Origin of the sequence: Pseudomonas sp. ERMR1:02 (assembly GCF_002277815.1) — a bacterium.
Taxonomy (GTDB): domain Bacteria; phylum Pseudomonadota; class Gammaproteobacteria; order Pseudomonadales; family Pseudomonadaceae; genus Aquipseudomonas.
Map to the genome: position 1 here is coordinate 66,239 of NZ_NKJI01000012.1, position 12,597 is coordinate 78,835.

Annotated in this window: 8 protein-coding genes, 2 tRNA genes and 1 pseudogene; 2 read left to right on the top strand and 9 right to left on the bottom strand. The window is 58.6% G+C overall.

Going from position 1 to position 12,597, the window contains the following annotated elements:
* Positions 1-49 precede the first annotated feature (49 nt).
* The 4 genes and pseudogenes from CES87_RS20595 to CES87_RS20610 all read right to left on the bottom strand — a co-directional run bounded on the left by CES87_RS20595 (position 50) and on the right by CES87_RS20610 (position 4,642).
* Complete coding sequence (locus tag CES87_RS20595) at positions 50-1,345, bottom strand: virulence factor family protein (protein ID WP_128607557.1); 1,296 nt, start codon at positions 1,343-1,345, stop codon at positions 50-52.
* A pseudogene (gene mprF, locus CES87_RS20600) lies at positions 1,345-3,985 on the bottom strand (bifunctional lysylphosphatidylglycerol flippase/synthetase MprF). Before mprF ends, CES87_RS20595 begins: the two are co-directional and overlap by 1 nt.
* Before the next feature lie 278 nt (positions 3,986-4,263).
* Positions 4,264-4,340, bottom strand: a tRNA-Met gene (locus CES87_RS20605).
* Positions 4,341-4,565: 225 nt separating this feature from the next.
* Positions 4,566-4,642, bottom strand: a tRNA-Met gene (locus CES87_RS20610).
* A 299-nt stretch (positions 4,643-4,941) separates the two neighbouring features.
* Between CES87_RS20610 and dinB the strand changes: the two genes are divergently transcribed.
* Entirely contained in the window at positions 4,942-6,003 is a 1,062-nt protein-coding gene (gene dinB, locus CES87_RS20615; protein ID WP_128607558.1) for a DNA polymerase IV, read from the top strand.
* Positions 6,004-6,097: 94 nt separating this feature from the next.
* Here dinB and CES87_RS20620 read toward each other — a convergent pair whose 3' ends face one another.
* The 4 genes from CES87_RS20620 to CES87_RS20635 all read right to left on the bottom strand — a co-directional run bounded on the left by CES87_RS20620 (position 6,098) and on the right by CES87_RS20635 (position 10,874).
* The gene (locus CES87_RS20620; RefSeq protein WP_128607559.1) at positions 6,098-7,051 is read right to left on the bottom strand and encodes a hypothetical protein; all 954 of its coding nucleotides are present in this window, start codon (positions 7,049-7,051) and stop codon (positions 6,098-6,100) included.
* 17 nt (positions 7,052-7,068) lie between these two features.
* Positions 7,069-8,784, bottom strand: a complete 1,716-nt coding sequence (locus CES87_RS20625; RefSeq protein ID WP_128607560.1) for a proline--tRNA ligase — start codon at positions 8,782-8,784, stop codon at positions 7,069-7,071.
* Positions 8,785-8,916: 132 nt separating this feature from the next.
* Positions 8,917-10,476 (bottom strand): AmpG family muropeptide MFS transporter, encoded by a 1,560-nt coding sequence (locus tag CES87_RS20630; protein WP_128607561.1) that lies wholly within the window; start codon positions 10,474-10,476, stop codon positions 8,917-8,919.
* 44 nt (positions 10,477-10,520) lie between these two features.
* Entirely contained in the window at positions 10,521-10,874 is a 354-nt protein-coding gene (locus tag CES87_RS20635) for an MGMT family protein (protein ID WP_128607562.1), read from the bottom strand.
* Between the two features lie 174 nt (positions 10,875-11,048).
* On the opposite strand from CES87_RS20635, the gene CES87_RS20640 reads away from it, so the two are divergent.
* Positions 11,049-12,056: a DUF481 domain-containing protein gene (locus tag CES87_RS20640; RefSeq protein WP_128607563.1), complete on the top strand. Its 1,008-nt coding sequence runs from the start codon at positions 11,049-11,051 to the stop codon at positions 12,054-12,056.
* A 187-nt stretch (positions 12,057-12,243) separates the two neighbouring features.
* Here the strand turns inward: CES87_RS20640 and CES87_RS20645 are convergent, their stop codons facing one another.
* Positions 12,244-12,453 (bottom strand): cold-shock protein, encoded by a 210-nt coding sequence (locus tag CES87_RS20645; protein WP_002554837.1) that lies wholly within the window; start codon positions 12,451-12,453, stop codon positions 12,244-12,246.
* Between the last annotated feature and the right edge of the window lie 144 nt (positions 12,454-12,597).

Consider the following 12,597-nt stretch of genomic DNA (forward strand, 5'->3'; position numbering starts at 1 on the left):
AGCCCCGCAACCAAAAGGCTGCGGGGGCTTTTTTCGAGCGAGGCTCAAATCACTCTTGAGCGTCCGTCTCTTTGGCTTGACGCTTCTCGATCACATCCACCAACCGCTGGGCCAGTTTCGGGTAGTTCTCGTCGAAGTGGTGACCGCCAGGCAATTTGATGGCTTCGCCCACGGCGCTCTTGTCGGTGCAGCCGCTTTCGTCGACTTCTTCTTCGCCGTAGATGCACACCACTTTTGCGGCCGGCAGCTTGGCCATCTCCGGGCCGGTGGCGGCTTCCTTGCCGGCGTTGCCGAGCCAGCCTTCGACTTCGATTTCGAAGCTGCCGGTGCGGGCGAAGGCCAGCAGGATGATTGCGTCGACGCGTTGCTGTTCCGATTCGGCCAGGCGGTTGTAGATCGCCGGCAGGACGTCGGCGCCGAACGAGTAACCGGTCAGGATGAAGCGCTTGGTGCCCCATTTCTGCCGGTAGTGCTGCATCAGCTCAGCCAGGTCCAGTGCGCTTTGTTCAGGGCTCTTGTGCTGCCAGTAGTAGCGCAGGGTGTCGATACCGACCACCGGATAGCCGATCTTGGCCATTTCGCCCGCAACATCGCGATCCAGGTCGCGCCAGCCGCCATCACCGGACAGGAACAGCGTGACGGTGTCCTTGGCCTGGCCCGCTGGCACTTCGACCACCGGAATCTGCAGGCCGCCCGCGGCTTTGTCGCCACCGACAAGGATCTTGCGCAGTTCATTGTTCAGCACTTGCGGCAGGTTGATGTCGTAGTCGCTGATGCTGGTTTCGGCATTGGGTTGGTCGCGGACGAACCCGGCACTGGTGTCGTCCGGGTTATCGTTCCACGCCACCAGCCAGTGGCCGTGGGCGGCGCTTTTCGGCAGCAGGTGGGTGCAGCCGGGTTTTTCCAGGGCCAGGTCGACCGAAACGGCGTGGGACTTGTCATCTTTCTGCTCGGACAACCAGCGCCACGCCAGCACGGCGCCCGGGCCGATGCCGCTGACCAGGGTCGCCGGGCCTTTGAGTTCTCTCAGGCCCGATTGCAGGGCACGGCTTTGCAGCAGGCAGTCCTTGGGCAGGATCACCTGAACGATCTGCGCCGAACCGCTGCGACTCAGCGTCAGCAATTGCTTATCACTGAGTTTCTGGTCTTCGTTGACCGCCACCAGGACCTGGGCGCGTGGCGTGTTGCCGGGAATGACGCGGGTCATCGCGGCGCCGTCGGCCGGGGTCAGCTGTACGAGGGTCGGTTCCGGAGCCGGGCGTTTCAGGTACCAGTAGCCACCACCGAGAATCAGGGCCAGCACAACCAGCGTGCCTAGTACGTAGCGCAAGGAGCGTTGAATCATCAGCGTTTCACCAATCCAGTCAAGCCGCCCGCAATCAGGGCAGCAGTATCGGCCAGGGCAACCAGCGGATCGAGTCCGGCGGGCACGGCCATATAACGGGGTTCCCAGTCAGGCTGGAATTTGTCTTTGAAGCGGCGCAAGCCTTGGAAGTTGTAGAGCTGCTCACCACGGCGGAACACCATCGAGCCCAGGCGCTGGGTTAGTGGTGCGCCGCGACGGGGTTGCAACCCCGACAATGGCACCATGCCCAGGCTGAAGCGCGCGTACCCATGATTTTTATAATGTTGAATCAGGCCGACCATCATGAACTCCATGGTCAGCTTGGGGGCGTCCGGGTGCGCGCGCATCAGGTCGAGGCTGGCCAGATCATGGCTGTAGGTCTCGAGCAGGTTGGCGAATGCCACTGGACGCCCTTCGAAACGGATTACCGCAATGCGGAAATGCTTGAGGTAGTCATCACTGAAGCGGCCGAGGGAGAAGCCTTTCTCGCGCACATTCTTGCCGGTCAGCCAGGCGTCGGAAATCACCTTGAGCTCATCCATCGGCGCCTGGCCGGGCTCGAAGATCTCAAGCGACAAGCCATCGCGGGTACCACGGTTCCAGGTGTAGCGCAGGTCTTTCATCTCTTTGCCCTTGGCTTCGAGATCAAAGCGCATGAGATCGACCCGGGCTTCTTCACCCAGCTTGATCGCGGTCAGGCCGATGTCCATGTAGTACGGCAGATTCTCCGCGCGTACCTGATAGAACACGGGGCGGGCGTGATGGATGTCGCACAGGTCACGGAACTGCCAGATCATTTCCGCCCGTTGCTGGCCCGGACCGATCGGGTCATACAGCGCCACGAGACTGCGACCACGGCGGGCGTACATCAGGAACGCCTCATCGTTGGGGTGAAACAGCAGCGCCTTGTCACCGGTCAGGGCAAGGCCGCCATCCGGTTGCGCCGAAGCCATGAGGATCCTGCTCGCGCGCTCCAGTTCATCGGGTGTCGGCAGGTGGATCACCGGGCGCGCGGTACGCAGCAGCCAGGTCAGGGATACCACCACCAGCAGCACCGCAGCACCCAGTAACGAACGCAAGCCACGGGGGGCATCGGCGTCGAGGGTGAACTGCCACCAGAGCTGATGGCTGTAAGGAACATCCTGATAGGCGAACAGCAGCAACCACATCGAAGCACCCAGTACGCACAGGCTGGCTACCAGGTACAGCGGCGAAAACGGCAGTTCGGTCAGGCGGCTGGGGCGATAGAACGAGCGGCGGAAAACCCCAGCAGGCTTGCGGTCAGGACCATCAGGCTGGCTTCCTCCCAGTCGAAGCCCTTGAGCAAGGAGAGCAGGGCGCCGACCAGCAACAGAATGGTGGTCAGCATCCACGCCGCCGACAGTCGGCGACGCAGGCCCTGGGCCAGCAGCAGGCACAGCACGCCGATCAGGCTGGCACCAAAGTGCGAGGCATCGACCAGTCGGTGCGGGATCAGAAAGCCGATGTGTTCAAGACGGGTGTCGATTTCCGGTGTTGCCCCGAGAACAACAGCACCACACCGGACAGGAACACCAGCACCGACAGTATCGGACCGGCCAGGCCGGAGGCTGCACGCAAGGTCTGGCGCGTCTGAAACAGGCGCTGACCTTCGTTGATCAGCAGCAGCAAGCACGCCACCAACAACGGCAGGACCACGTAGATCAAACGATAGAGCAGAAGTGCAGCGGCCAGTGGCGCGGCGCCGAGGGTGTCGGAGAACGCAGCGAGCAAAATCGCTTCGAACACCCCGACACCGCCCGGTACATGGCTTAGCACGCCCGCGGCCAGGGCCAGCAGATAAACCAGGAGAAATGCACCGAAGGGTGGCGCTTCCGGCAACAACAGATAGAGCACGGTTGCGGCGGCAGCCACGTCCAGCGCGGTGATCACCAGTTGCAGGAAAGTCAGGCGGCGCCCTGGCAGGCGCAAAGTGCGACGACCGACTTTGACCAGCAAGTTGTCGACATAAGGTTGTTCCGGCAGGCGACGGCGATAGATGCCTACAGCCAGCACGGCAAACAGCAACAGCACGGCGGCTGCGATAGCGCCCAGCAACGTTTCGGAGAGCCCCAGGGCAGCAGAGGCGCCAGGCAGGTTGCTGAGCGTTGCCAGCGCGGCGAGCGGCGGCAGGGCACAGCCCAGCGAGAGGCTGGCGAACAGCGTCATATGGGCGACCTCAGCGGCCCCCAGACCGTGACGTGCATATAGACGGTAGCGAACCGAGCCACCCGACAGCATCGAAAGACCGATGGCATTTCCAATGGCGAAAGCGGTGAAGCCGCCCAGCGCCAGGGTTCGCGGAGCCAGGTTCACTCCGGCGTAGCGACTGGCTGACCATTCGTAACCCAGCAAAATGATGAAACCTGCCACGGTCGCGCCCAGCGCACCGAGCAAAGCAGGTTTGGGAACCTCAAGGATCGAATCGTGCAGCGCATCCAGATCGAGTTCGCTCAGTAGATGGCGACAGGCAATCAGCGCGATCGCAAACAGCAGCAGCGTGACCGCCAGGCCTATGGGCTGACGGTATTTGCTGACGCGATCAAGCAAGCGCAACCGCTCAGCCTTGATCGGTTGTGTTGCTGTAACGGTGTCTTGAGAGTCAGACGAGTTGGCGCGCATCAATCACCTCTTGCATTGTGCGCGACAGGATGGAGGTATCCAGCCAAGTTACCAATCCCTGTAGAAAAAAATAATCACAAATAATAACGCCTGCCACTGTAAGTCGGCGACGGGGTGTCCTCAGTCGTAGAGGGCTGGGTCTGCGATTGAGCATAGTCTGAACTCGGCGCGTTGGTGACCCCCAACGGCTCACCACACAGTGACAGATCATTGTTGCGAAAGGGCTTTTTCTACAGATACAAAAAAGGCCACTCTTTCGAGTAGCCTTTTTTGATGTTTGGTTGCGGGAGCCGGATTTGAACCGACGACCTTCGGGTTATGAGCCCGACGAGCTACCAGACTGCTCCATCCCGCGTCTGTGTGGCGGCATTCTATAGAGTATCACCGGCGTGTCAACCGTTAATCTCGAACCAGGTCAAATAAATGTAAAAGCGCAGCAAACGGGTCGTAGTATTGGTTTAAGTTTCGGAATCTGAACGAATTCTCATTCCAGCACCGTTCAGATGAACGGCTGTCTTTGCAAAAAAAAAACAAGCGCGCACAAAAAAGGCCACTCTTTCGAGTAGCCTTTTTTGATGTTTGGTTGCGGGAGCCGGATTTGAACCGACGACCTTCGGGTTATGAGCCCGACGAGCTACCAGACTGCTCCATCCCGCGTCTGTGTGTCGGCATTCTACAGAGGATCGACAGGGTGTCAACCGCAAATATCGATAAAACCTCTTCAGGTTCAATTGCTTAGCTTGCTAGCGCGAATGCTGGTTGGCCTGAGAGGCAGGCGTGGCAAGGCTCTAAGCTCTATTGGCGAGTGACTTTTGATTGAGAAAATAAATTCCCCCGCCGCTTTCCTACAGCCGTCCAAGAATATTCATACTACTGGTGCTATATACAGGTGTCGGTGAGATACTGATTATCCGACACGGCAAGCCGCCATTTTTTCACATGAACACCGCGTTGATATGACCCAGCGAAAAATCATCCACGTCGATTGTGACTGCTTCTACGCTGCCATCGAGATGCGTGACGACCCGCGTCTGGCCGCGAAGCCCCTGGCAGTAGGTGGGGCGGCGGACCGGCGTGGAGTGATCGCTACCTGCAATTATGAGGCTCGGGCGTATGGGGTGCGTTCGGCGATGTCTTCCGGACATGCGTTGAAGCTGTGCCCGGACCTGATCATCGTCAAGCCGCGTATGGATGCTTATAGAGAAGCGTCAAAGGAAATTCATACGATCTTTCGCGATTACACCGACATCATCGAGCCCCTTTCCCTCGACGAGGCCTACCTTGATGTGTCGGACAGTGCGCATTTCGGCGGCAGCGCCACGCGCATCGCCCAGGACATCCGCCGGCGGGTGTCGAATCAGTTGCATATCACCGTCTCGGCAGGCGTAGCGCCGAATAAGTTTCTCGCCAAGATCGCCAGCGACTGGAAAAAACCCAACGGCTTGTTCGTCATTACGCCGGATCAGGTGGAGGACTTTGTCAGTGGCCTGCCGGTGAGCAAGCTGCACGGGGTAGGCAAAGTTACCGCCGACAAATTGGGCAAGCTCGGCATCGTTGATTGCGCGCAATTACGCGAGTGGGACAAATTGGCCCTGGTGCGCGAATTCGGCAGCTTTGGCGAGCGACTCTGGAGTCTGGCCCGTGGGATTGATGATCGTCAGGTGCATAACGACAATCGCCGGCAGTCGATCAGTGTCGAAAACACTTACGACGTCGACCTGCCGGACCTGGTGAGCTGCCTGGATAAATTACCCGAGCTGCTGGAAACCCTGGCCGGGCGCATGGCGCGAATCGACAGTAGCTACAGGCCGGGAAAGCCGTTCGTTAAAGTGAAGTTTCATGATTTCACCCAGACCACGCTGGAGCAGGCCGGGGCAGGGCGGGATTTGGGCAGTTATCAGTTGTTGCTGACCCAGGCCTTCAATCGAGGCGGCAAACCGGTACGGCTGTTGGGCGTGGGAGTGAGGTTGGAGGATTTGCGGGGCGGGTTTGAGCAGATGGAGTTGTTTGAGCGGTAGAGGTTTAGTGATGCAGTGGTGAATGTCAGATCGTCTTCGCGGGCAAGCCTCGCTCCTACTGGTGTTGTAGGAGCGAGGCTTGCCCGCGAAGCTTTTAATTCGGCCCCGGATCCGCCACCAACCGCCCGGCATCCTTGGTCAAGGATTTGAGGAATTCGGTTTGCAGTTCCGGATCGTTGCGGGTCAGTTCGATCAGACTTTGTTCCAGTTCGCTGGCTTCTTCTTCAAGACCCAGTTCCGACAGCCGTTTGACCCGGTGTACCCACTGGCTCACTTCATCGTCTTCGAGGTCGTCGTAAATCAGGCCGTGGGCTTCAAGCAGCTTGCCGCGCAAGGTGTTGCTCAGCGCCAGGGACGAGTCGGTGTGAACATCATCCTTGGCGTCCTCGACACTGATCTCCAGTTTGCCCAGATGGCTCAGGTCGTGTTCAGCAAACGGGCTGTCCAACAGATTCAGGCGCAAGACGCCGTTTTTGTCGGTGCTCAGCTCGAAGGTTTCCTTGCCAGCCTTGACCTCTACCGGACGCTCGCTCCACGGCAGGCTCGAGTATTCAGTGCGTTTGTCGCGCTGGACTTCCTCAATTCCGGCCAGGTTCTGCTGTGCACGACCGTGAGATTGCACGTTCATGAATGGGTTGAGCCCGGCAAAACCATAGCTGAACCAGTCTTTAGTCACGCTGTCTGGCAGGTTGCCCAAGGCGAAGATGTTGACCACATTGGCGCCGATACCGGCCACCACCGCCACCGCGCCCAGCGGGATCTCGTAGATCTCCCGCCAGGGTTGATACGGCGTGTAGCGATCATAATTACGCGTGACTTCGAACTCGGTGACCTCGAAAGTCTTCTGCTCGTGGATTTTCACCCGGCGTTGCGGCAGCTCAAGCACCTTGGGCTCACCAACATCGATCTGCAGGTGGTGAGCGAGCAATTTGCGCTCGACACGTTCCTCGTGCTCGCTGCGTTGTGACATGTGATTGGCACAGCCGCTGACCAGCAGGGTACCGCACAGGGCGGCACCACCGAGGCCTAAGGTGTTTCGCTTGAACATGACGTCTCTATCTGGTTTCAGCGGCGGATACGGGCCTGAAGGAACGACAGTACTTCGGCGACCGGCAGCGCTTGCGGCTCGGCCTCGGTACGGCTCTTGTATTCCAGGTTGCCATCGGCAAGGCCGCGGTCACTGACCACGATCCGGTGAGGAATGCCGATCAGCTCCATGTCCGCGAACTTGATGCCCGGGCTGGTTTTCTTGTCGCGGTCGTCCAGCAGTACTTCGAAACCGGCAGCAGTCAGTTCTGCATACAGCTTGTCGGTGGCTTCGCGAACCAGGTCGGTTTCGTAGCGCAGTGGTACCAGGGCGATCTGGAATGGCGCCAGGGTGTCACTCCAGATAATCCCTTTCTCGTCGTTGTTCTGCTCGATGGCGGCCGCGACCACGCGGGAAACGCCGATGCCGTAGCAGCCCATCTCCAGGGTGACCGGCTTACCGTTCTCGCCCAGCACTTCGCACTTCATCGCCTTGCTGTACTTGTTGCCCAGCTGGAAGATGTGCCCGACTTCGATACCACGCTTGATTTCCAGGGTGCCCTTGCCATCCGGGCTTGGGTCGCCGCTGACCACGTTACGCAGGTCGGCAACGGTCGGAACCGGCAGATCGCGTTCCCAGTTCACGCCGAAGTAGTGCTTGTCGTCGATGTTGGCACCGATACCGAAGTCGCTCATCAGTTCGACGGAGCGGTCGATGATGATCGGCAGTGGCAGGTTCAGCGGGCCGAGGGAGCCGGCGCCGGCGCCAATGGCATCGCGCAGTTCGGCTTCCGAAGCCATGACCAGCGGGCTGGCGACGCCAGGCTGGTTGGCGGCCTTGATTTCGTTCAGCTCGTGGTCGCCACGGATGATCAGGGCAATCAGTTTGCCTGCCTCTTCAGCGTGAACCACCAGAGTCTTGATGGTCTTCTCGATCGGCAGGTTGAAGCCTTCGACCAGTTGCGCGATGGTCTTGGCGTTCGGTGTGTCGATCAGGCGCAGCTCTTCAGTTGGCGCGGCGCGGGAGGTTTCGCGCGGCACGGCTTCGGCTTTCTCGATGTTCGCGGCGTAGTCGGAACCGTTGCTGAAGACGATATCGTCTTCGCCGGATTCGGCCAGTACGTGGAACTCGTGGGAACCGGCGCCGCCAATGGAACCGTTGTCGGCTTCAACCGGGCGGAACTTCAGGCCCAGGCGGGTGAACACGTTGCAGTACGCCTGGTGCATGCGGTCGTAAGTGACCTGCAGCGAAGGCTGATCAGCGTGGAACGAATAGGCGTCCTTCATGATGAATTCGCGGCCGCGCATCAAGCCGAAGCGTGGACGGATTTCATCACGGAATTTGGTCTGGATCTGGTACAGGCTGATCGGCAGCTGTTTGTAGCTGCTCAGCTCGTTGCGCATCAGATCGGTGATGACTTCTTCGTGGGTTGGGCCGGCGCAGAAATCGCGACCGTGGCGATCCTTGAAGCGCAGCAATTCAGGGCCGTACTCTTCCCAGCGACCGGACTCCTGCCACAGCTCAGCCGGTTGAGTGCTCGGCATCAACACCTCGAGCGAGCCGGCGGCGTTCATTTCTTCGCGAACGACGGCTTCGACCTTGCGCATGACTCGCAAGCCCATCGGCAGCCAGGTGTACAGGCCCGAGGCGAGTTTGCGGATCATGCCAGCGCGCAGCATCAGCTGATGGCTGATCACGACCGCGTCGGAAGGCGTTTCTTTCTGTGTGGCGAGCAAAAATTGACTGGTGCGCATGGTTGGCCGTTATCGATTGCTGATGACGAGAAATGACGGAGCATTGTACGGGCGAGATCCGCTGTCGTACAGGCGTGCGGTCGGTGGTGTGGCACGAGGGCGGGAATCGTTCGGCCCTCATGCAAATGTTTCCTACGATTCTTCCGCGACCTGGGTCGGTACAGGTTCCGGCGTTGGTGTCGGACCTTCGCGGCGGCTCTCCTGGAACCAGTGCAAGGCGATCAGCAGCAAGGTCGGAACGCCCAGCAGGGCAGTGATCAGGAAGAAGTTGTGATAGCCAAATTTTTCCACCATCACCCCGGAATAACCGCCAATCAGGCGCGGCAGCAAAAGCATGATCGAGCTGAGCAGGGCGTATTGGGTGGCGGAAAACTTGAGGTTGGTCAGGCTAGACAGGTAAGCAACGAATGCCGAGGTCGCCATGCCCGAACTGAAGTTATCCAGTGAGATGGTAACAATCAGCATCTTCAGGTTGGGGCCCATGTCCGCCAGCATCAGGAACAGCAGGTTGGTGGCTGCCGATGCAACGCCGCCTATGAAAAGGATTGGCAGGATGCCGAAACGCACAATCAGCAGACCACCCATGCCGGCGCCGACCAGGGTCATGATCAAGCCAAAGATTTTGCTGACGCTGGCGATCTGGTCCTTGGTGAAGCCCTGGTCGATGTAGAACACGTTGGCCATAACGCCCATGACCGTATCGGACATCCGATAGGTGGCGATCAGCCCGAGCAGCAACAGCGCTTGCCAGCGATAACGCAGAATGAAGTCATTGACCGGTGTCAGCACCGGTGCCAGGCCGCGACGGCCGATGGCCGACAGGCACAGGGCGGTGAGCGTGGTGTAGAGGATCGCCCGCAGGAACGCGCGGTCTTCCAGCAGCAGATCAAGCAAGCTCACGCCCTGGAACAGCACGCTGGCGAAGTCGGTGTTGTAGAGCTGGGTGAACATGGCCGGTACGGAAACCAGCAGCACGATCAGTACGAACACTGACGCCAGCTGATGCACGAAGCTGTAGCGTCCGGCCTGCAGTTGTGTGCGCAGCGGAACCGGCGGTTCGCGCATGAACAGGCTGGTCAGAAGCACTGGGACCATCAGCACTCCGAACAATATGTAAGTGCCGGCCCATGCAGAATGTTGGTAGTTAAACCCGGTAGAGCCGAAACCTTCAGCAAAATACAGAGCGCCAGCAGTCGCCAGCAGCGCAGCGATTCGATAGCCGGACATGTAACTGGCGGCCAGGGCTGCCTGTCGATTGTCTTCGGCAATTTCCAGGCGGTAGGCGTCTACCGCAATATCCTGCGTTGCCGAAGCGAAAGCGACGATCACAGCAATGGCGATCAGCCAGGACAGATGCTTTTGCGGATCGCAGAAGCCCATCCCGATCAGGCCGAGGATCACCAGTGCCTGGGACAGTACCAGCCAGGAGCGTCGGCGGCCCAGCTTGCCGAGCAACGGCAGGCGCCATTGGTCGAGCAGCGGTGACCAGACCCATTTGAAGGCATAGGCCAGACCGATCAGGCTTGCATAGCCAATGGTTTCGCGAGCCACACCGGCTTCGCGCAACCAGACCGAAAGTGTCGAGAACACCAGCATGTAGGGAAGGCCGGCGGCGAAACCCAGCAGCAACAGTACAAGCGTCGAAGGGCTGGCATAGGCAGCAAGCGCGGCGCGCCAGGTTTTACGGGGCATGGGCTGGAGTCTGCCTCAAGAAATACGGAAACAAAGCGCGCACTCTAACCGCTGTGCTCTACCGGGCGCCAGCCATGGCGCCGAATATCAACACAATTGTTCAGGATACTGATCCCCTCCATGCGCAATCGCGCGCGTTGTTCGTCCCCGGATGGGCTGCCCTCGGGCAGGCTGATACGTCCGCCGGCACCCAGTACGCGGTGCCAAGGTAATTTACTGTCGCCGGGCAGTTGGCTCAATGTTCGTCCAACCCAGCGGGCGGCGCGGCCCAGGCCGGCAAGCTCGGCCAATTGGCCGTAACTCACTACCTTGCCCTCGGGTACTTGCGCGAGGGTCAAGTAGAGCGCCGTGCGTCGGATTTGTGCCGCACTGTCGGAATCAGCGGGGGGGTCGTTCACGTCCGGGTGTTCCTGGGAAAATGTTCCTGAAAAAATCACAGTACCGTCTGTAGAGTAATCCTGGATGGCGCGTTGAGAAATGAACTCGTTAGAAATAGTCATGTCAGTCCTTGCTAGGGCCTTATTCCTACGGATAATGCCGACTTTTTTCGCAAACTTGAGTCTGTTTTGCTTATGTTGTCCAGAACTCTGCTGTGCCTCGCTGTCGTCAGTGTCTCCTCTCCCTTGCTTGCCGATACCGTTTGGTTGAAGAACGGCGACAAGCTGAGTGGCAAAATTATCCTGTTCGATGGTGGCAAGTTGCTGGTCCAAACCGAGTATGCCGGTGCGGTGCCGATAGACTGGAAGCAGGTCAAAACCCTGGAGAGCGATCAGGAGTTGCTGGTCAAGCAAGATGCCTATACCGGCGAGAAGGCCAAGTCGCTGCACGCCGCAGAAGACGGCAAGGTTATCCTGGCCAATGGCGAGGCACCCAAGACTGTTGAGTTGGCGAGTGTCCAGCAGATCCTCAAGCCAAAACCGGTGATCGAGGACCTGGTGTGGAAGGGTAATATTGACGCTGCTCTGGACTACCAGCGGGCCGACAAAGATACCGATGATTACGACATCCACTTCAAGACCACTGCGCGTCATGGTCGCTGGCGGCATACTGCGGAAGGTGAATACAACCGCGAGTTCCAGGATGACGTGGTCACCACGGACAATTGGCGGGCAGAGTACTCCCTCGACCGCTTCCTGACTGATAAATGGTTCTGGCAAGGTCGTCTGGTCTACAAACGCGACAAGGTTGAAGACCTGTCCCGTCAGCGTACTGTGGGTACGGGCCCTGGTTACCAGTTCTGGGATGACGAACTGGGTGCTTTTTCCCTTGGTTCGCTGGTCAACCGCACGGACTATGAATTTGCCGATGGCGGCAAGGAAAACTTCTATTCGGTGGCGATTAAGTGGGATTACAACCGCTACCTGATTGGCAAGAAAGTCGAGTTCTTCACCAACGGCGAGGTGGGTAAGCCACTGTCGGGCGTCGCCGAATATGCGCTGGATTCAGAGATAGGCTTGCGCTACAAGGTGACCGACTGGGCTTCGCTGAATCTCAAGGCCGAGCGCGACATCATCAGTGGCACCGACGATGCCGATCTGGACAAGACCCGATACACCGCCGGTTTCGGCGTGACCTGGTAATTCTCGTTCTTGAAAAAGATCGCCTTCGCGGGCAAGCCTCGCTCCTACATGGAATTCTTGATTCTGTAGGAGCGAGGCTTGCCCGCGAAGGCGTCAGTGCTATCAAAAGCGATCTTTCGGCAAAAACACACAGGCACAAAAAAGCCCCGCTTTTGAGGGCGGGGCTTTTTACTAAAGCAAGTGCAAGTTAGATAACTTGAACTTCTTCAGCTTGCATGCCTTTCTGACCGCGGGTAGCGATGAAAGAAACCTGTTGGCCTTCTTTCAGGCTTTTGAAGCCGTCGGATTGGATAGCTTTGAAGTGAACGAACAGGTCGTCACCGGATTGTGGAGTGATGAAGCCGAAGCCTTTTTCATCGTTGAACCACTTAACGGTACCGGTTTGGCGATTAGACATGGTGTAACTCCTTGAACAAAGATAACTGCGACTCAGGAAGAACCCTGGCCGAGACTGAGTGCAAAGAGCAGGAAAAATTCTTGTAGATGGTTGGATCGAAATTCAACATATCGTGTAGAGATTCTCAGTGACACAAGCAACACA